This is a genomic window from Streptomyces kryoterrae, from assembly GCF_054072135.1.
In genome coordinates this window covers 6,171,238-6,190,402 of the sequence record NZ_CM133358.1, presented here as the reverse complement: position 1 = coordinate 6,190,402, position 19,165 = coordinate 6,171,238, and the positions used below count along the sequence as shown (strand labels likewise).

General features: G+C 68.3%; 16 protein-coding genes and 1 pseudogene. 3 read left to right on the top strand and 14 right to left on the bottom strand.

The window, feature by feature from the left end; genetic code table 11:
• Positions 1–164: 164 nt before the first annotated feature.
• Entirely contained in the window at positions 165–812 is a 648-nt protein-coding gene (locus ACW4TU_RS27380) for a hypothetical protein (RefSeq protein ID WP_457417423.1), read from the top strand.
• 64 nt (positions 813–876) lie between these two features.
• Here ACW4TU_RS27380 and nuoN read toward each other — a convergent pair whose 3' ends face one another.
• From nuoN to ACW4TU_RS27310, 14 genes are read right to left on the bottom strand one after another with little or no spacing between them, the layout of a single operon-like run.
• A complete protein-coding gene (nuoN, locus tag ACW4TU_RS27375) occupies positions 877–2,526 on the bottom strand; it encodes an NADH-quinone oxidoreductase subunit NuoN (protein WP_457417422.1) in 1,650 nt (549 codons plus the stop codon).
• Positions 2,523–4,094: an NADH-quinone oxidoreductase subunit M gene (locus ACW4TU_RS27370; protein ID WP_457417421.1), complete on the bottom strand. Its 1,572-nt coding sequence runs from the start codon at positions 4,092–4,094 to the stop codon at positions 2,523–2,525. The genes nuoN and ACW4TU_RS27370 overlap by 4 nt, the downstream gene beginning before the upstream one ends.
• A gap of 5 nt (positions 4,095–4,099) precedes the next feature.
• Positions 4,100–5,995: an NADH-quinone oxidoreductase subunit L gene (nuoL, locus tag ACW4TU_RS27365; RefSeq protein WP_457417420.1), complete on the bottom strand. Its 1,896-nt coding sequence runs from the start codon at positions 5,993–5,995 to the stop codon at positions 4,100–4,102.
• A 14-nt stretch (positions 5,996–6,009) separates the two neighbouring features.
• The gene (gene nuoK, locus ACW4TU_RS27360; protein WP_319289730.1) at positions 6,010–6,309 is read right to left on the bottom strand and encodes an NADH-quinone oxidoreductase subunit NuoK; all 300 of its coding nucleotides are present in this window, start codon (positions 6,307–6,309) and stop codon (positions 6,010–6,012) included.
• Positions 6,306–7,160: an NADH-quinone oxidoreductase subunit J gene (locus tag ACW4TU_RS27355; protein WP_457417419.1), complete on the bottom strand. Its 855-nt coding sequence runs from the start codon at positions 7,158–7,160 to the stop codon at positions 6,306–6,308. Before ACW4TU_RS27355 ends, nuoK begins: the two co-directional genes overlap by 4 nt.
• Entirely contained in the window at positions 7,157–7,768 is a 612-nt protein-coding gene (gene nuoI, locus ACW4TU_RS27350; RefSeq protein ID WP_457417418.1) for an NADH-quinone oxidoreductase subunit NuoI, read from the bottom strand. Before nuoI ends, ACW4TU_RS27355 begins: the two co-directional genes overlap by 4 nt.
• Positions 7,761–9,125: an NADH-quinone oxidoreductase subunit NuoH gene (nuoH, locus tag ACW4TU_RS27345; protein WP_457417417.1), complete on the bottom strand. Its 1,365-nt coding sequence runs from the start codon at positions 9,123–9,125 to the stop codon at positions 7,761–7,763. The genes nuoI and nuoH overlap by 8 nt, the downstream gene beginning before the upstream one ends.
• Positions 9,122–11,626, bottom strand: a complete 2,505-nt coding sequence (locus tag ACW4TU_RS27340) for an NADH-quinone oxidoreductase subunit G (RefSeq protein WP_457417416.1) — start codon at positions 11,624–11,626, stop codon at positions 9,122–9,124. The genes nuoH and ACW4TU_RS27340 overlap by 4 nt, the downstream gene beginning before the upstream one ends.
• Entirely contained in the window at positions 11,623–12,972 is a 1,350-nt protein-coding gene (gene nuoF / locus ACW4TU_RS27335; protein WP_457417415.1) for an NADH-quinone oxidoreductase subunit NuoF, read from the bottom strand. Before nuoF ends, ACW4TU_RS27340 begins: the two co-directional genes overlap by 4 nt.
• Positions 12,969–13,787 (bottom strand): NADH-quinone oxidoreductase subunit NuoE, encoded by an 819-nt coding sequence (gene nuoE / locus ACW4TU_RS27330; RefSeq protein WP_457430329.1) that lies wholly within the window; start codon positions 13,785–13,787, stop codon positions 12,969–12,971. The genes nuoF and nuoE overlap by 4 nt, the downstream gene beginning before the upstream one ends.
• A 29-nt stretch (positions 13,788–13,816) precedes the next feature.
• Positions 13,817–15,139: an NADH-quinone oxidoreductase subunit D gene (locus ACW4TU_RS27325; protein ID WP_457417414.1), complete on the bottom strand. Its 1,323-nt coding sequence runs from the start codon at positions 15,137–15,139 to the stop codon at positions 13,817–13,819.
• Entirely contained in the window at positions 15,136–15,897 is a 762-nt protein-coding gene (locus tag ACW4TU_RS27320) for an NADH-quinone oxidoreductase subunit C (protein WP_457417413.1), read from the bottom strand. The genes ACW4TU_RS27325 and ACW4TU_RS27320 overlap by 4 nt, the downstream gene beginning before the upstream one ends.
• Positions 15,894–16,448: a NuoB/complex I 20 kDa subunit family protein gene (locus ACW4TU_RS27315; protein ID WP_006382209.1), complete on the bottom strand. Its 555-nt coding sequence runs from the start codon at positions 16,446–16,448 to the stop codon at positions 15,894–15,896. The genes ACW4TU_RS27320 and ACW4TU_RS27315 overlap by 4 nt, the downstream gene beginning before the upstream one ends.
• A 14-nt stretch (positions 16,449–16,462) precedes the next feature.
• On the bottom strand, positions 16,463–16,822 hold the full coding sequence (locus tag ACW4TU_RS27310) for an NADH-quinone oxidoreductase subunit A (protein WP_005476348.1): 360 nt from the start codon (positions 16,820–16,822) through the stop codon (positions 16,463–16,465).
• Between the two features lie 721 nt (positions 16,823–17,543).
• Between ACW4TU_RS27310 and ACW4TU_RS27305 the strand changes: the two genes are divergently transcribed.
• Together ACW4TU_RS27305 and def are read left to right on the top strand one after the other, a co-directional pair.
• Positions 17,544–18,404: a C40 family peptidase gene (locus tag ACW4TU_RS27305; RefSeq protein ID WP_457417412.1), complete on the top strand. Its 861-nt coding sequence runs from the start codon at positions 17,544–17,546 to the stop codon at positions 18,402–18,404.
• 125 nt (positions 18,405–18,529) lie between these two features.
• A pseudogene (def, locus tag ACW4TU_RS27300) lies at positions 18,530–19,135 on the top strand (peptide deformylase); the annotation flags it as partial.
• Positions 19,136–19,165: the final 30 nt, after the last annotated feature.

Below are 19,165 nucleotides of genomic sequence, written 5' to 3'. Positions count from 1 at the left end.
AGGGTGTTCAGCCCATTGGGCCCCTTCGCGTGGCGCCCCCGAAGACCTCCGGCACATGCTGCTCGGGCGGGACGAGGGAAGGCCCGCCCAACGGACCTGCGCCCCGCGTGCGCCTCTCGGACCGGCGCTCCCCCGCGCGCCTCTCCCGCTCAAGGAGTCCCCACATGCCCCGCCGCCAGCTCAAGGTCACCGCCGCCCTCGCCACGGCCGCCGTCGCGTCCCTCTCCCTGGCCATCGCCCCCGCGTACTCCGCGGCGAGTGATCCCATCGACCCCACGACGGTCTGGCCCGAGCTGGCAAAGACGCTCGAAGCCACCGCGAAGTACCAGTACGCCCCGTTCGCAGTCACCGCCGGCTACGAGCCCACCTTCTGCGGAGTCCACCCGACGGACGGCGGGATGGGCTTCCACTACATCAACAAGAACCTCTACGGCTCACTCGATCCAGCGAAGCCGGCCGCTCTCCTGTACGAGGACCGGACCAACGAGGACTGGATGGACAAGGTGTCCGACGCGAGCTGGGTCGACAACCTCGACGCCCTGGACGGCGACGCCCCCGCTGTCACCGCCCCGAGCGCCACCAGCGAGTCGCGCAGGCTCGTCGCCGCGGAGTGGATCGTGGTCGACAAGGACCAGGACGTGAAGACCGACGACGACCGCCCGAGCCTGTTCGGTATGCCCTTCGACGGTCCGATGCCAGGCCACGTGGAAGGCATGCCGATCCACTACGACCTGCACGTCTGGCTCTGGAAGAAGAACCCCAACGGCATGTTCGCCCGCTGGAACCCCACGGTGACCTGCCCGACGCCGTGAACACACGCCGGGCCCCGGTCCCAAAAGGGGACCGGGGCCCGGCGCAGTGCGTGAAACCCGCTGCTCAGCGCACGAAGACGCCCGCCTGGTTCGCCAGGTCGAGGAAGTACTGCGGCGCCACACCCAGCACCACGGTGACCGCCACCCCCACCCCGATCGCCGTCATGGTCAACGGCGAGGGCACGGCGACGGTGGGTCCGTCGGGCCGGGGCTCGCTGAAGAACATCAGCACGATCACCCGGATGTAGAAGAACGCGGCGATCGCGGACGAGATCACACCGACCACGACCAGCGCCCCCGCGCCACCCTCGGCCGCCGCCTTGAACACGGCGAACTTCCCGGCGAAACCGGAGGTCAGCGGAATGCCGGCGAAGGCCAGAAGGAACACCGCGAACACGGCGGCCACCAGCGGCGAACGGCGTCCCAGCCCCGCCCACTTGGACAAGTGGGTCGCCTCGCCCCCGGCGTCCCGCACCAGGGTGACCACCGCGAACGCCCCGATCGTCACGAACGAGTACGCGCCCAGATAGAACAGGACGGACGAGACCCCGTCGGGTGTCATCGCGATGACACCCGCGAGGATGAACCCGGCGTGCGCGATGGACGAGTACGCCAGCAGTCGCTTGATGTCGGTCTGGGTGATCGCGACGACCGCGCCGCCCAGCATGGTGACGACCGCGACGCCCATCATGACCGGCCGCCAGTCCCAGCGCAGGCCCGGCAGCACGACGTACAGCAGTCGCAGCAGCGCGCCGAACGCCGCCACTTTCGTCGCCGCCGCCATGAAGCCCGTCACCGGGGTGGGCGCGCCCTGGTACACGTCCGGCGTCCACATGTGGAACGGCACGGCGCCGACCTTGAAGAGCAGGCCCATGACGATCATCGCGGCGCCGATGAGCAGCAGCACGTCGTTGCCCATGGTGTCGGCGAGCGCCGGGTCGACGTTCTTGATGGTGCCGTCGACGACCTGGGCGATCGTCCCGTACGACACCGAGCCCGCGTAGCCGTACAGCAGGGCGATGCCGAACAGGGTGAACGCGGAGGCGAAGGCGCCGAGCAGGAAGTACTTGACCGCGGCCTCCTGTGACATGAGCCGCTTGCGGCGGGCCAGGGCGCACAGCAGGTACAGCGGGAGCGAGAAGACTTCCAGGGCCACGAACAGGGTCAGCAGGTCGTTGGCCGAGGGGAAGACCAGCATGCCGCCGATCGCGAACAGCAGCAGCGGGAACACCTCGGTGGTGGTGAACCCGGCCTTCACCGCGGCCTGTTCGCTGTCACTGCCCGGCACGGACGCGGCCTGTGCGGCGAACGAGTCGACGCGGTTGCCGTGGGCCTCGGGGTCGAGGCGCCGTTCGGCGAAGGTGAACAGTCCGACGAGTCCCGCGAGCAGGATCGTGCCCTGCAGGAACAGTGCGGGCCCGTCGACGGCGATCGCGCCCATGGCCGCGATGCCGGCTTTGGTGGTGCCGTACCCGCTTGTCGCGAGCCCCACGACCGCGGCGAACGCGGCGGCGAGGGCGACAACGGACACGAACAGCTGTACGTAGTAGCGGGATTTGCGGGGCACGAACGCCTCGACCAGGATCCCGACGATCGCCGCACCGATGACGATCAGGGTGGGCGACAACTGCCCGTATTCGATCTTCGGCGCGTCGATCTTGGAAATCGGATCGGCCGCCGTTGTCCACAGGCTGTGGACGGCTGCTGCGCTCACTTGGCCGCCTCCACCTCGGGCTGGGGGTCCTTCTTCTGGACGTCGGACATGGTCTGCTTGACCGCCGGGTTGACGATGTCCGTCAAGGGCTTCGGATAGACGCCCAGGAAGATCAGCAGCACGATCAGGGGTGTCACCACCACGAGTTCACGCAGCCTGAGGTCCGGCATCTCGGCGACCTCCGCCTTCACCGGGCCCGTCATCGTCCGCTGGTAGAGGACGAGGGTGTAGAGCGCGGCGAGGACGATGCCGAAGGTGGCGATGATGCCGACCACCGGGTAGCGCGCGAACGTGCCCACCAGGACCAGGAACTCGCTCACGAAGGGCGCGAGGCCCGGGAGCGACAGGGTCGCGAGCCCACCGATCAGGAACGTGCCGGCGAGCACCGGGGCGACCTTCTGGACGCCTCCGTAGTCGGCGATGAGCCGCGAGCCGCGCCGCGAGATCAGGAACCCGGCCACCAGCATCAACGCGGCTGTGGAGATCCCGTGGTTGACCATGTACAGCGTCGCGCCCGACTGGCCCTGGCTGGTCATCGCGAAGATGCCCAGGATGATGAACCCGAAGTGCGAGATCGACGCGTACGCGACCAGCCGCTTGATGTCCCGCTGCCCGACCGCGAGCAGCGCCCCGTAGATGATGCTGATCAGCGCCAGTACGAGGATGACGGGCGTCGCCCACTTCGACGCCTCCGGGAACAGCTGGAGGCAGAAGCGGAGCATCGCGAAGGTGCCCACCTTGTCGACGACCGCCGTGATCAGCACGGCGACCGGCGTGGTGGCCTCCCCCATGGCGTTGGGCAGCCAGGTGTGCAGCGGCCACAGGGGCGCCTTCACCGCGAAGGCGAAGAAGAAGCCCAGGAACAGCCAGCGTTCGGTGTTCGTCGCCATGTGCAGCGAGCCGTTGGCCCGCGCGGCGGCGATCTCCGTGAGCGAGAAGTTCCCGGCCACCACGTAGAGGCCGATCACGGCCGCCAGCATGATCAGGCCGCCGACGAGGTTGTAGAGGAGGAACTTCACTGCCGCGTACGAGCGTTGGGTGGACGCCGTCTCCTCGCCGTGCTCGTGGGCACGGTCCCCGAAGCCGCCGATGAGGAAGTACATCGGGATGAGCATGGCTTCGAAGAAGATGTAGAAGAGGAAGACGTCGGTGGCCTCGAAGGAGATGATCACCATCGCCTCGACGGCCAGGATCAGCGCGAAGAAGCCCTGGGTGGGCCGCCACCGAGTGTTCCCGGTCTCCAGGGGGTCGGCGTCGTGCCAGCCGGCCAGGATCACGAACGGGATCAGCAGTGCGGTCAGCGCGATGAGCGCCACGGCGATGCCGTCCACGCCCAGCTCGTACCGCACCCCGAAGTCCTTGATCCAGGCGCGGGACTCGGTGAGCTGGTAGCGGTCGCCGCCCGGGTCGAAGCGCACCAGGACGACCGCCGCGAGCGCCAGCGTGGCGAGCGAGACGACCAGCGCCAGCCACTTGGCGGCGGTGCGCCGTGCGGCCGGTACGGCCGCCGTGGCGATCGCCCCGAGGGCCGGGAGCGCCGCCGTCGCTGTCAGGAGGGGAAAGGACATCGGTATCAGACCGCCCTCATCAGCAGGGTCGCGGCGATGAGGATCGCCGCACCCCCGAACATCGAGACCGCGTACGAGCGCGCGTAGCCGTTCTGCAGCTTGCGGAGCCGTCCGGAGAGGCCGCCCATGGAGGCCGCCGTACCGTTGACGACCCCGTCGACCAGGGTGTGGTCGACGTACACCAGGGAGCGGGTGAGGTGCTCTCCGCCGCGTACGAGGACGACGTGGTTGAAGTCGTCCTGGAGGAGGTCGCGCCGGGCGGCCCGGGTGAGCAGCGACCCGCGCGGGGCGACCACCGGGACCGGACGGCGCCCGTACTGGGCGTACGCGGTGCCGACGCCGATGACGAGCACGACCATCGTGGACAGCGTGACCGTGAGGGCGCTGACCGGCGGGTTCCCGTGCGCGTGCTCGGTGACGGGCTCCAGCCAGTGCAGGAAGCGGTCACCGATGCCGAAGATCCCGCCCGCGAAGACCGAGCCGAAGGCGAGCACGATCATGGGGATCGTCATGGACTTCGGGGACTCGTGCGGGTGCGGTTCGTTGCCGTTCTCGTCGGGCTGCCAGCGCTTCTCACCGAAGAACGTCAGCAGCATCACGCGCGTCATGTAGTACGCGGTGATGGCCGCGCCGAGCAGGGCCACGCCGCCGAGGATCCAGCCCTCGGTGCCGCCCTTGGCGAACGCGGCCTCGATGATCTTGTCCTTGGAGAAGAAGCCGGACAGACCCGGGAAGCCGATGATGGCGAGGTAGCCGAGGCCGAAGGTCACGAAGGTGACGGGCATGTGCTTGCGGAGGCCGCCGTACTTCCTCATGTCGACCTCGTCGTTCATGCCGTGCATGACCGAGCCGGCGCCGAGGAACAGTCCGGCCTTGAAGAAGCCGTGGGTCACCAGGTGCATGATCGCGAAGACGTAGCCGATGGGGCCGAGGCCGGACGCGAGGATCATGTAGCCGATCTGCGACATGGTCGAGCCGGCCAGCGCCTTCTTGATGTCGTCCTTCGCGCAACCGACGATCGCACCGAAGAGGAGCGTGACGGCGCCGACCACGGTGACCACCAACTGGGCGTCGGGCGCCGCGTTGAAGATCTCTCCGGACCGGACGATCAGGTAGACACCCGCGGTCACCATCGTCGCCGCGTGGATGAGGGCCGAGACCGGGGTCGGGCCCTCCATCGCGTCCCCGAGCCAGGACTGCAGCGGCACCTGGGCGGACTTGCCGCAGGCCGCGAGCAGGAGCATCAGGGCGATGGCGGTGAGTTTGCCCTCACCCGTCTCACCGGTTGCTTCGAGGACCGGCCCGAAGGCGAAGGTCCCGAAGGTGGTGAACATCAGCATGATGGCGATCGACAGGCCCATGTCGCCGACGCGGTTGACCAGGAAGGCCTTCTTCGCGGCGGTCGCGGCACTGGGCTTGTGCTGCCAGAAGCCGATCAGGAGGAACGAGGCGAGGCCGACGCCCTCCCAGCCGACGTACAGCAGCAGGTAGTTGTCGGCGAGGACGAGCAGCAGCATCGCCGCGAGGAACAGGTTCAGGTAGCCGAAGAAGCGGCGGCGGCGCTCGTCGTGCTCCATGTACCCGATCGAGTACACGTGGATCAGCGAGCCGACGCCGGTGATCAGCAGGACGAACGTCATCGACAGCTGGTCGAGCTGGAAGGCGACGTCGGCCTGGAAGCCCTCGACGGGGACCCAGCTGAACAGGTGCTGCATCAGAGCGCGGTGCTCGGCGTCCTTGCCCAGCATGTCGACGAAGAGGACCACGCCGATCACGAAGGAGCAGGCGGCGAGGACCGTGCCGATCCAGTGGCCGACGGCGTCCAGCCGCCGGCCACCGCACAGCAGTACGGCCGCTCCGAGCAGAGGCGCCGCCACCAGCAGCGCAATCAGATTCTCCACGATTCAGCGACCCCTTACAGCTTCATCAGGCTGGCGTCGTCGACCGAGGCCGAGTGGCGGGAACGGAACAGGGACACGATGATCGCGAGCCCGACGACGACCTCCGCGGCGGCGACGACCATCGTGAAGAAGGCGATGACCTGGCCGTCGAGATTGCCGTGCATCCGGGAGAACGTGACGAACGCGAGGTTGCAGGCGTTCAGCATCAGCTCGACGCACATGAAGACGACGATCGCGTTGCGCCTGATCAGGACGCCGGTGGCGCCGATCGTGAACAGGAGGACGGCGAGATAGAGGTAGTTGACCGGGTTCACTTCGACGCCTCCCCACTGTCCGAGCGACCGTTCGAGCCGATGTTGGTGCGCTCCAGACGGTCCTCGGCGCGCTGTTCCAGGGCCCTGAGGTCGTTGATGGCCTCGGCGGACACATCACGGATCTGGCCGCGCTGACGCAGCGTCTGCATGACCGACAACTCCGCCGGGGTGCCGTCGGGCAGCAGGCCCGCGACGTCCACCGCGTTGTGCCTGGCGTACACACCGGGAGCGGGCAGCGGTGGCAGGTGCTTGCCCCGCACGCGCTCTTCCGACATCTCGCGCTGGGTCTTGGCGCGTTCGGTGCGCTCGCGGTGCGTGAGCACCATGGCGCCGACAGCGGCCGTGATCAGCAGGGCGCCGGTGATCTCGAAGGCGAACACGTACTTCGTGAAGATGAGGGCGGCCAGGCCCTCCACGTTGCCGTTCGCGTTGGCCTGGCCGAGGCCGGCGAACTCCTTGAGCGAGGCGTTTCCGATGCCCGCGACCAGGAGGACGCCGAAGCCGAGCCCGCACAGCAGGGCCAGCCAGCGCTGGCCCTTGATGGTCTCCTTGAGGGAGTCCGCGGCGGTGACACCGACGAGCATGACCACGAAGAGGAACAGCATCATGATCGCGCCGGTGTAGACGACGATCTGGACGACGCCCAGGAAGTAGGCGCCGTTGGCCAGGTAGAACACCGCCAGGATGATCATGGTTCCGGCGAGGCAGAGCGCGCTGTGCACGGCCCGCCTCATGAAGACGGTGCACAGGGCGCCGGCCACGGCGACGCTGCCGAGCACCCAGAACTGGAACGCCTCACCCGTGGAGGTGCCGGCGGAAAGAGTGGCTGCGGCGGCGAGCTGCGCGCTCATGCCCCCACCCCCTCTTCCTCGGGCTTCTCGCCCCTGGAGACCGCGACCTGACGCACCGTGCCGGGTGCGGCCTCGGTGACCAGCCCCCGGTAGTAGTCCTGTTCGTCGGTGCCCGGGAAGATCGAGTGGGGCGATTCGACCATGCCCTCGTCGAGTCCGGCGAGGAGTTGTTCCTTGGTGTAGATGAGGTTGGCGCGGCTGGTGTCGGCCAGCTCGAACTCGTTCGTCATCGTCAACGCGCGCGTGGGACACGCCTCGATGCACAGCCCGCACAGAATGCAGCGGGCGTAGTTGATCTGGTAGACCGCGCCGTACCGCTCACCCGGCGAGTAGCGCTCCTCGTCGGTGTTGTCGGCGCCCTCCACATAGATGGCGTCCGCGGGGCAGGCCCAGGCGCACAGTTCGCAGCCGACGCACTTCTCCAGGCCGTCCGGATGGCGGTTGAGCTGGTGCCGTCCGTGGAACCGGGGAGCGGTGGTCTTCTCCTGCTCGGGGTACTGCTCGGTCAGCCGCTTCTTGAACATGGCCTTGAAGGTCACACCGAAGCCGGCCACGGGGTTCTGGAAACCGGGCTTGGTCTGCCCTGTCTCCTTTGGCTCCTCAGCCATCGGACGCCTCCTTTCCATCCAGAGATCCGTCACTGCGAGTATCCGACCCGCCACTGACAATCAACTCGCGCTCCCGGCGCGGGCGCCTGCGTGGCACCGCCGGCGCCTCCTGTCCCGGCAGTGGCGGTACGGGGAATCCGCCCGCCATCGGATCGAAGGCGACGGGCTCGGCGACGGCCGTCTGCTCCGCCCTGCCCCGGTCGCGGAAGATGTCGACGAGGAAGGAGAGCAGCAGCAGGGCGAGGACACCGCCGCCGACGTAGAGGGCGATGTCGGCGAAGTCGTAGTTCTCGTTGCGCAGGGTCCGTACGGTCGCGACGAGCATCAGCCAGACCAGCGAGACCGGGATGAGGACCTTCCAGCCGAGCTTCATCAACTGGTCGTAGCGAACACGCGGGAGCGTGCCGCGCAGCCAGATGAAGAAGAACAGCAGCAGCTGCACCTTGATGACGAACCAGAGCATCGGCCACCAGCCGTGGTTGGCGCCCTCCCAGAAGGTGCTGACGGGGTAGGGGGCCCGCCAGCCGCCCAGGAAGAGCGTCACCGACACGGCCGAGACGGTCACCATGTTGACGTACTCGGCGAGCATGAACAGCGCGAACTTGATCGACGAGTACTCGGTGTTGAAGCCGCCGACCAGGTCGCCCTCGGACTCCGGCATGTCGAAGGGGGCTCGGTTGGTCTCGCCGATCATCGTCACGATGTAGATGAGGAAGGAGACCGGCAGCAGGACGATGTACCAGCGGTCGTGCTGCTGTTCGACGATGGTCGAGGTCGACATCGAGCCGGAGTAGAGGAACACCGAGGCGAAGGCGGCGCCCATGGCGATCTCGTACGAGATCATCTGCGCGCAGGACCGCAGACCGCCCAGCAGGGGGTAGGTGGATCCGGAACTCCAGCCCGCGAGCACGATGCCGTAGATGCCGACCGAGGCGACCGCGAGGACGTAGAGCATCGCGATCGGCAGGTCGGTGAGCTGCATCGTCGTACGGGTGCCGAAGATCGAGACCTCGTTGCCGGCCGGTCCGAACGGGATGACCGCGATCGCCATGAAGGCCGGGATGGCCGCGATGACCGGCGCGAGGATGTAGACCACCTTGTCCGCGCGCTTGACGATCAGGTCTTCCTTGAGCATCAGTTTCACGCCGTCGGCAAGGGACTGGAGCATGCCCCAGGGGCCGTGCCGGTTGGGGCCGATGCGCAGCTGCATCCAGGCGACGACCTTGCGTTCCCACACGATGGAGAACAGCACGGTGATCATCAGGAAGGCGAAGCAGAAGACCGCCTTGACGACGACCAGCCACCACGGGTCGGTGCCGAACATGGAGAGGTCTTCAGCGGCGAGGTACGGGCTCATGCCTCCACCTCCTTGGGAGCGTCGGAGGCGAGGGTCGCCGGACCGATGCGGACGAGTGCGCCGGGCAGCGCCCCGGTGTCGGAGGCGACGCCGCCTCCGGTGGAGTTCAGCGGCAGCCAGACCACGCGGTCGGGCATCTCGGTGACCTTGAGGGGGAGTTCGACCGTCCCGGTGGCACCGGTCACGGCGAGCAGGTCGCCTTCCTTGACGCCGGCTTCGGCGGCCGTGGCGGCCGACACGCGCGCGTGTGCGGCATGCCGCGTCCCGGCGAGTGCGTCGTCGCCCTCCTGGAGACGCCCCTGGTCGAGCAGCAGCCGGTGCCCGGCGAGGACCGCTTCCCCGGCGGCCGGACGCGGCAACTGGGCGCCGATCTCCAGGGGGTTGCTGGCCCGCGTCCCGTCCCAGGACCCGAGTCGGTCCAGTTCCAGCCGGGCGGTCCGCAGATCCGGCAGCCCCAGGTGTACGTCCATGGCGTCGGCCAGCATCTGGAGCACGCGGGCGTCGGACGGCGCGACACGCCGGGTCATCTGGTCGGGCTTGAGCGCGGCCTCGAAGAGGCGGGCCCGGCCCTCCCAGTTGAGGAAGGTGCCCGCCTTCTCGGCGACCGCGGCGACCGGGAGTACGACGTCGGCGTGCTCGGTGACCTCGCTGGGCCGCAGTTCAAGCGACACCAGGAAGCCCACCTCACGAAGGGCTTCACGCGCGCGTGCGGGATCGGGCAGGTCGGCGACCTCGACGCCGGCGACCACCAGGGCCTGCAACTCGCCTCCGGCGGCGGCCTCGACGATCTGGCCGGTGTCACGGCCGAAGCGGTGCGGAAGCTCGGCCACGCCCCAGGCGACGGCGACCTCGTCCCGCGCGCGCGGGTCGGTCGCCGGACGCCCGCCCGGCAGTAGCGACGGCAGCGCGCCGGCCTCGACGGCCCCGCGCTCCCCCGCCCGGCGCGGAATCCACACCAGCTGTGCGCCGGTGGTGGAAGCCGCCCGTACGGCGGCGGTGAGCCCGCCCGCCACGGCGGCCAGCCGCTCTCCCACGACGATCACCGCACCCTCGGTGCGCAGCGCCTCGGCGGCGGTCACCCCGCTCTCCTCCAGCCCGAACCCGCTCCCGAGCGCGTCAAGCCACTCGGTCTCGGTGCCGGGGGCGGCGGGCAGCAGCGTGCCGCCGGCCTTCTCCAGGCCGCGCGTCGCGTGCGTGGCGAGCGAGAAGACCTGTTGCCCGTGTCCCCGCCAGGCCTTGCGCAGCCGCAGGAAGACGCCGGGCGCCTCCTCCTCGGACTCGAACCCGACCAGCAGGACCGCGGGCGCCTTCTCCAGGGAGGTGTACGTGACACCCGTACCGTCGAGGTCACGTCCGCGTCCGCCGACCCGGGCGGCCAGGAAGTCGGCCTCCTCGGCGCTGTGCACGCGCGCGCGGAAGTCGATGTCGTTGGTGTCGAGGGCCACGCGCGCGAACTTGCTGTAGGCGTAGGCGTCCTCGACGGTGAGCCGGCCGCCGGTGAGAACACCTGTACGACTGCGGGCCGCGAGGAGTCCCTGTGCCGCCGCTTCCAGTGCCTCGGGCCAGGAGGCGGGCTCCAGGACGCCGTCGGCGTTGCGGACGAGGGGTGTCTGGAGCCGGTCGGGCTTCTGCGCGTACCGGAAGCCGAAGCGCCCCTTGTCGCAGATCCAGTCCTCGTTGACCTCGGCGTCGGGTGCGGCCAGGCGCCGCATGACCTTGCCGCGCCGGTGGTCGGTGCGGGTGGCGCAGCCACCGGAGCAGTGCTCGCACACCGAGGGCGAGGAGACGAGGTCGAAGGGGCGGGAGCGGAAGCGATACGCCGCCGAGGTCAGCGCGCCGACCGGGCAGATCTGGATCGTGTTCCCGGAGAAGTACGACTCGAAGGGGTCGCCCTCACCCGTGCCGACCTGCTGGAGCGCGCCGCGCTCGATCAGCTCGATCATCGGGTCGCCCGCGATCTGGTTGGAGAAGCGGGTGCAGCGCGCGCACAGCACGCACCGCTCGCGGTCGAGCAGCACCTGCGTGGAGATCGGCACGGGCTTCTCGTAGGTACGCTTCTTGCCCTCGAAGCGGGATTCCGCCTGGCCGTGCGACATGGCCTGGTTCTGCAGGGGGCACTCGCCGCCCTTGTCACAGACCGGGCAGTCGAGCGGGTGGTTGATGAGCAGCAGCTCCATCACACCGTGCTGGGCCTTTTCGGCCACCGGCGAGGTGAGATGAGTCCTGACGACCATCCCGTCCGTACAGGTGATCGTGCAGGACGCCATGGGCTTGCGCTGGCCCTCGACCTCGACGATGCACTGGCGACAGGCGCCGGCCGGGTCGAGGAGGGGGTGGTCGCAGAAGCGCGGGATCTCGATGCCGAGCTGTTCGGCGGCGCGGATCACCAGGGTGCCCTTGGGCACGCTGATGTCGATGCCGTCGATCTTCAGCGAGACGAGATCTTCCGGCGGGACCGCCGCGTCGCCCCCTCCGGAGGGAGCGCTCGTGGTCACCGTCATGCGTTCACCTCCGTGCGGTCGGCCCAGGCCGTGGACTTGGCCGGGTCGAAGGGGCAGCCCCGGCCCGTGATGTGGTCCTCGTACTCCTCGCGGAAGTACTTGAGGGAGGAGAAGATCGGCGAGGCGGCGCCGTCCCCGAGGGCGCAGAAGGACTTGCCGTTGATGTTGTCGGCGATGTCGTTCAGCTTGTCGAGGTCGGACATGACGCCCTTGCCGGCCTCGATGTCGCGCAGCAACTGCACGAGCCAGTAGGTCCCTTCACGGCAGGGCGTGCACTTGCCGCAGGACTCGTGGGCGTAGAACTCGGTCCAGCGGGTGACCGCACGGACGACGCAGGTGGTCTCGTCGAAGCACTGGAGTGCTTTTGTGCCGAGCATGGAACCCGCGGCGCCCACTCCTTCGTAGTCAAGAGGGACGTCGAGGTGTTCGTCGGTGAACATCGGTGTCGAGGAGCCGCCCGGTGTCCAGAACTTCAGCCGGTGGCCGGAGCGCATCCCGCCGCTCATGTCGAGGAGTTGGCGGAGCGTGATGCCGAGCGGGGCCTCGTACTGGCCCGGACTGGTGACATGGCCACTGAGCGAGTAGAGCGTGAAGCCCGGGGACTTCTCGCTTCCCATCGACCGGAACCATTCTTTTCCCTTTTGCAGAATCGCGGGAACCGACGCGATCGACTCGACGTTATTCACAACAGTTGGGCACGCATAGAGCCCTGCGACAGCAGGAAAGGGGGGACGGAGCCGCGGTTGACCCCGGCGGCCTTCGAGCGAGTCGAGCAGTGCGGTCTCTTCACCACAGATGTACGCGCCCGCGCCCGCGTGCACGGTGAGTTCGAGGTCGAGTCCGCTGCCCAGCGCGTCCTTGCCGAGGTAGCCCGCCGCGTAGGCCTCACGTACGGCCTCGTGCAACCGCCGCAGCACTGGCACGACTTCACCGCGCAGATAGATGAACGCATGCGAAGACCTGATGGCATAACACGCGATCACAATGCCCTCGATGAGGCTGTGCGGGTTCGCGAAGAGGAGCGGGATGTCCTTACAGGTTCCCGGCTCCGACTCGTCGGCGTTGACAACTAGATAGTGTGGTTTTCCATCGCCCTGAGGAATGAACTGCCATTTCATTCCCGTGGGGAATCCCGCACCGCCGCGGCCTCGCAGACCGGACTCCTTGACGTACGCGATGAGGTCGTCCGGCGTCATCGCGAGGGCCTTGCGAAGTCCCTCGTACCCTTCGTGTCTCCGGTAGACGTCGAGGGTCCAGGACCGGTCCTCGTCCCAGAAGGCCGACAGCACGGGTGCGAGCAGCTTCTCGGGGCTGGTCTCGTTGATTTCGGGTGCCAATGTCATCACTCCCCCTCCTCGGTGACGGGCCCCGCCGGGTGGGAGGGGTCGGAAGCCGCCGTGTCCTGCGGCGCGTCGTGCGAACTGAGGTGTTCGGCGGGCGACGGGTCGTGCGGCGGCGTGGCCTTGGAGGAGCCGCCCCTGGGGTGCACCACGCGTGCGGGGTTCTCGCCCTTGGCCAGCCGGAGCCCGATCAGTGAGGCGGGTCCGGAGCTGCCGCTCGCCTCGACGGCCCCGTCCCGGGTGTCGGGGAAGCCCGCCAGGATGCGGGCGGTGTCCTTGAACGTGCACAGGGGGGCACCGCGCGTGGGTTCGACCTGCACGCCCGCGCGCAGGTCGTCGACGAGGCGCTTGGCGCTGGCCGGGGTCTGGTTGTCGAAGAACTCCCAGTTGACCATCACGACGGGTGCGAAGTCGCAGGCCGCGTTGCACTCGATGTGCTCCAGGGTGACCTTGCCGTCCTCGGTGGTACCGCCGTTGGCGACGCCGAGGTGCTCCTGGAGGGTCTCGAAGATGGCGTCGCCGCCCAGGACCGCGCACAGGGTGTTGGTACAGACGCCCACCTGGTAGTCGCCGGAGGGGCCCCGGCGGTACATGGAGTAGAAGGTGGCGACCGCGGTGACCTCGGCCGTTGTCAGGCCGAGCACGTCCGCGCAGAACCGCATCCCGGTGCGCGTGACATGGCCCTCCTCCGACTGCACGAGATGCAGCAACGGCAGGAGGGCGGACCGGGAGTCCGGGTAGCGGGCGATGACCTCGCGGGAGTCCGCTTCGAGCCGGGCTCGAACGTCGTCCGGGTAAGCGGGCGCGGGCAGTTGGGGCATGCCCAGGCTGACGCCCTCGGGGGTGGTGGTCACCGGTCGACGCCTCCCATCACGGGGTCGATGGACGCGACCGCGACGATGACGTCGGCGACCTGGCCGCCCTCGCACATCGCCGCCATCGCCTGCAGGTTGGTGAAGGACGGGTCCCGGAAGTGGACCCGGAAGGGGCGGGTGCCTCCGTCGGAAACGGCGTGCACCCCGAGTTCGCCCTTGGGTGACTCGACGGCCGTGTACGCCTGTCCCGGCGGGACGCGGAAACCCTCGGTCACCAGCTTGAAGTGGTGGATCAGGGCCTCCATGGAGGTGCCCATGATCTTCTTGATGTGGTCCAGGGAGTTCCCCAGGCCGTCCGGTCCCAGGGCGAGCTGGGCGGGCCAGGCGATCTTCTTGTCGGTGACCATGACCGGGCCGGGCTGCAGCCGGTCCAGGCACTGCTCGACGATCCTGAGCGACTGGCGCATCTCCTCCAGGCGGATCAGGAAGCGGCCGTAGGAGTCGCACGAGTCGGCGGTGGGGATGTCGAAGTCGAACGTCTCGTAGCCGCAGTACGGCTGGGACTTGCGCAGGTCGTGCGGGAGGCCGGTGGAGCGCAGGACCGGGCCGGTGGCGCCGAGGGCCATGCAGCCGGCCAGGTCGAGGTAACCGACGTCCTGCATACGGGCCTTGAAGATGGGGTTCCCGGTGGCGAGCTTGTCGTACTCGGGAAGGTTCTTCCTCATCTTCTTCACGAACTCGCGGATGTGGTCCACCGCGCCGGGCGGCAGGTCCTGGGCGAGTCCGCCGGGGCGGATGTACGCGTGGTTCATCCGCAGGCCCGTGATGAGCTCGTAGATGTCGAGAATCATTTCACGATCACGGAATCCGTAGATCATGATCGTGGTGGCGCCGAGTTCCATACCGCCGGTGGCGATGCACACGAGGTGCGAGGACAGCCGGTTGAGCTCCATGAGGAGCACGCGGATGAGGGTGGCGCGGTCGGGAATCTGGTCCTCGATGCCGAGGAGCTTCTCGACGGCGAGACAGTAGGCGGTCTCGTTGAAGAAGGACGTCAGGTAGTCCATGCGCGTCACGAAGGTCGTGCCCTGCGTCCACGTGCGGAACTCGAGGTTCTTCTCGATGCCGGTGTGCAGGTAGCCGATGCCGCAGCGGGCCTCGGTGACCGTCTCGCCGTCGATCTCCAGGATGAGGCGGAGCACACCGTGGGTGGACGGATGCTGCGGGCCCATGTTGACGATGATGCGCTCGTCGTCGGCACGGGCCGCGGACTGGACGACCTCGTCCCAGTCGCCGCCGGTGACCGTGTAGACGGTGCCCTCGGTGGTCTCGCGCGGAGTTGCGTGCTGTGTGCTCATGAGTACGACCTCCGCTGGTCCGGAGCCGGGATCTGGGCGCCCTTGTACTCGACGGGGATGCCGCCGAGGGGATAGTCCTTGCGCTGCGGGTGGCCCGGCCAGTCGTCCGGCATCATGATCCGCGTGAGGGCCGGGTGGCCGTCGAAGACGATCCCGAAGAAGTCGTACGTCTCACGTTCGTGCCAGTCGTTCGTCGGATAGACGGAGACCAGGGACGGGACGTGCGGGTCGTTGTCCGGGGCGCTGACTTCGAGGCGGATCAGCCTGTTGTGGGTGATCGAGCGCAGGTGGTAGACGGCGTGCAGCTCGCGGCCCTTGTCGTGCGGGTAGTGGACTCCGCTCACGCCCGTGCAGAGTTCGAAGCGCAGGGCGGGGTCGTCGCGCAGGGTCTGGGCGACGCCGAGCAGGTACGCGCGTTCGACGTGGAACGTCAGCTCGTCGCGGTCGACGACCGTCTTCTCGATCACGTTCTCGGGGACCAGCCCCTGTTCCTCCAGGGCGCCTTCGAGTTCGTCGGCGACCTCGTCGAACCAGCCGCCGTACGGCCGCGCCGAGGCGCCCGGGAGCCGGACGGAGCGGACCAGGCCGCCGTAACCGGAGGTGTCGCCGCCGTTGTCGGCGCCGAACATGCCGCGCTGGACGCGGATCTCCTCGCCGCCGTCGCCGCGCTGGCCGGGGAGGTTGGAGGCGGCGAGGTCCTTCTCGGGGTTGACCCCCTCGGCCGGCCTGTCCGCTCCGGTGCCGTTCGCGTCGCTCATCGCAGCAGCCCCTTCATCTCGATCGTGGGGAGTGCCTTGAGCGCGGCCTCCTCCGCCTCGCGGGCCGCCTCCTCGGCGTTCACGCCGAGCTTGGAGCTCTGGATCTTCTGGTGGAGCTTGAGGATCGCGTCGATCAGCATCTCGGGCCGCGGCGGGCAGCCGGGCAGATAGATGTCGACCGGGACGATGTGGTCGACGCCCTGCACGATGGCGTAGTTGTTGAACATGCCGCCCGAGGAGGCGCAGACCCCCATGGAGATCACCCACTTGGGGTTGGGCATCTGGTCGTAGACCTGCCGCAGCACCGGCGCCATCTTCTGGCTGACCCGGCCCGCCACGATCATCAGGTCCGCCTGGCGGGGTGAGCCGCGGAAGACCTCCATGCCGAAGCGCGCCAGGTCGTAGCGGCCGGCGCCGGTGGTCATCATCTCGATGGCACAGCAGGCGAGTCCGAACGTGGCGGGGAAGACGGACGCCTTGCGCACCCAGCCCGCGGCCTGCTCGACGGTGGTCAGCAGGAATCCGCTCGGCAGTTTTTCTTCGAGTCCCATGTCTTAGAGGCCCCTCAGTCCCATTCCAGGCCGCCGCGCCGCCATACGTACGCGTACGCCACGAAGACGGTGAGCACGAAGAGCAGCATCTCCACGAGCCCGAAAACACCCAGGGCGTCGAAGGTGACGGCCCAGGGGTAGAGGAAGACGATCTCGATGTCGAAGACGATGAAGAGCATCGCCGTCAGGTAGTACTTGATGGGGAATCGCCCACCGCCGGCCGGCGTGGGTGTCGGCTCGATCCCGCATTCATAGGCTTCCAGTTTGGCCCGGTTGTACCGCTTCGGGCCGATGAGCGAAGCCATGATCACGGAGAAGATCGCAAAGCCTGCCCCGAGGGCTCCCAGTACGAGGATGGGCGCATACGCGTTCACCGCTCCTCGCTCCTCTCAGTCGGCACTGACTGCTGGCGATTGCATGGGCCCGCCCCACCCCGTCCGCCCGCCAACCCCGCCCGTCCAGACGAAGATCGCGAACATGTGAAGCAGGTCACAAGCCCAACTGCCCCGCATCCTATGCCCGGCGGTCTGTGATCTGCGACACGGGGTATTGCCGAACCTTTGTGATCTCCACCACCCGACGAAGGATCATGAAGTCGGATGAGCGGTGATCTTCACACTCGAAGCGTCCACGTGATCACCAGAGGTGACATTCTCTCCGGTCGCCGCTGGTCACGGGCGGCCTCTCAATATCAAGAGACTTCCCTTGCATGCAAATTGGAGATGGACAGGGCCGCTTGATAGTGGAGTGCGTTCACACATCAGAGGGAGCCGTGGGCCGGATGTGGACGCCCGCACATACGTGCACCCGTTCACGAGCGGCGGCGATCGACGATTCCCTCGCGGGACGCACCCCGACCGGTGACCGTTCCGTGACCTGCGCCACACCTGTGAAGGCCTATGAAGATCGGGGGTTGGCCACGGACCGCAACCGATGGTAGGCAGCGGGCAATTAGGACGTACCGATGAAAGTGCATGATCACAGGCATGATCACCCGTGTCCGCAATGCCCGTTACGGCGTCAATAAAGAGTGACAGTCCGGGAATTTGGGGGGTCCATTGAACAACTGTGGCGCACCACACGTTTCTTGAAGGTATGGAGGAGTCGCTGGTACCGCTAGTACCCATGTCCCACACCGCTACCGCTCACATACGAAGCCACCGGAAGCCCCGGCGTGCCGGCACCTCGTCGCTGGCGATGCGCGCCGGAGTCGCCGGTGGCGTTCTCAGCACCCTGGCAGTGGCGGGTGCGTCCGGTGCGGCGTACGCCGCCGAGTCCGGGCCGCAGACCATCGAACTGCCCACCCTCACGGCCGACCTGGCCACTCAGATCGCCGAGTCCGCGGACGCCACGCAGCTGGCCGCCGCGAACTACGAGCTCGAGGCCGAGCGTGACGCCGCAGCCGCCAAGGCGGCTCAGGAGGCCAGGAAGGACCTCGCGGAGGCGAAGCAGAAGGCTGCGGCCAAGGAGAAGGCCGAGGCCGCTCGCAAGGCCGCCGCGGAGGCCGCTGTCTCCCGCTCCGCCGAGCGCGCCACGCTCGCCGCCTCCACGTCCACCTCTGCCTCCAGCTCGGAGACGACGCAGGTGGCCGCCCCCGCGAGTGGCAGCGTCGCGACCGTCATCGCCTTCCTCAACGCGCAGTTGGGCGACGCCTACGTCATGGGCGCCACGGGCCCCAACGCGTGGGACTGCTCCTCCCTGGTCCAGGCCGCGTTCAAGCAGGTCGGCGTGGATCTCCCCCGGGTCTCGCAGGACCAGTCGATGCAGGGCACCGAGGTCTCCCTGTCGAACATCCAGGTCGGCGACATCCTGTACTGGGGTGCGAAGGGTTCGGCGTACCACGTGGCGGTGTACGTGGGGAACGGCCAGTACCTGGACGCGGCCAACCCGTCCAAGGGCGTAGTCGTCCAGGACCTCTCCGGGTACCCGGCGTCGGGCGCGGTGCGCGTTCTCTGAGCGAGCTGTAGGGATTCACGTGTGAGGGTCGTTGCCGCTGGTGGGCAGCGACCCTCGGCCCTTCTGCGCCCTTCTCCCCCTGCCCCACCTTTCCGCGCTCTCCGGCCCCTGCGGGGGACGGCTGTGTGAGGCTGAGCCTCGGTGCTTCCTCAGCACTTCTCACGCCCGAGGCGCGGCGCGGGTCCGTGCGGCGGATCACCGAAGTGGGCGAAGAGGTCCGGCACAAGCCGTGCCGGGACGTGACCGGGTTCGGGCCCGAACTGGCCGCACTCATCGACGACATGTTCCTGACGATGTAGGCGGCCGACGGGGCCGGGCTCGCGGCCAACCAGGTCGGTGTCGGTCTGCGGCTGTTCGTGTACGACTGCCCGGACGACGACGGTGTCCGGCATGTCGGGCACATTGTCAACCCGGTGCTGGACCCGCTCGACGCCGGCGACCGGCGCCTCCTCGACGAGGGCGAGGGCTGTCTGTCCGTGCCGGGGGCCGTGAGGGTCGTACCGCGTCCGGATCGTGCCGTGGTGCGCGGGCTCGATCAGGAGGGGAAGCCTCTTGTCATCGGGGGAACGGGGCATTTCGCCCGGTGCCTGGAGCACGGGACAGACCATTCGAACGGGCGCGTGTATCTGGACCGGCTCTCCAGGCGGGAGCGGAAAGGCGCGCTGCGGCAGGTGGCGGACCGTCGCGAGGAAGTGTGCGCGCGACGGGCCGCCAAGCAGGAGGAACTCACCTCCCCAGAGGCCCTCGCCTCCTGGCAGGGC

Bases quoted from the DNA above. Each gene is read 5' to 3' on its own strand.
- ACW4TU_RS27380 (WP_457417423.1), top strand. From the start codon at position 165: ATGCCCCGCCGCCAGCTCAAGGTCACCGCCGCCCTCGCCACGGCCGCC.
- ACW4TU_RS27370 (WP_457417421.1), bottom strand. From the start codon at position 4,094: ATGTCCTTTCCCCTCCTGACAGCGACGGCGGCGCTCCCGGCCCTCGGG.
- ACW4TU_RS27355 (WP_457417419.1), bottom strand. From the start codon at position 7,160: ATGAGCGCGCAGCTCGCCGCCGCAGCCACTCTTTCCGCCGGCACCTCC.
- nuoI (WP_457417418.1), bottom strand. From the start codon at position 7,768: ATGGCTGAGGAGCCAAAGGAGACAGGGCAGACCAAGCCCGGTTTCCAG.
- nuoH (WP_457417417.1), bottom strand. From the start codon at position 9,125: ATGAGCCCGTACCTCGCCGCTGAAGACCTCTCCATGTTCGGCACCGAC.
- ACW4TU_RS27340 (WP_457417416.1), bottom strand. From the start codon at position 11,626: ATGACGGTGACCACGAGCGCTCCCTCCGGAGGGGGCGACGCGGCGGTC.
- nuoE (WP_457430329.1), bottom strand. From the start codon at position 13,787: ATGCCCCAACTGCCCGCGCCCGCTTACCCGGACGACGTTCGAGCCCGG.
- ACW4TU_RS27325 (WP_457417414.1), bottom strand. From the start codon at position 15,139: ATGAGCACACAGCACGCAACTCCGCGCGAGACCACCGAGGGCACCGTC.
- ACW4TU_RS27320 (WP_457417413.1), bottom strand. From the start codon at position 15,897: ATGAGCGACGCGAACGGCACCGGAGCGGACAGGCCGGCCGAGGGGGTC.
- ACW4TU_RS27315 (WP_006382209.1), bottom strand. From the start codon at position 16,448: ATGGGACTCGAAGAAAAACTGCCGAGCGGATTCCTGCTGACCACCGTC.
- ACW4TU_RS27305 (WP_457417412.1), top strand. From the start codon at position 17,544: ATGGAGGAGTCGCTGGTACCGCTAGTACCCATGTCCCACACCGCTACC.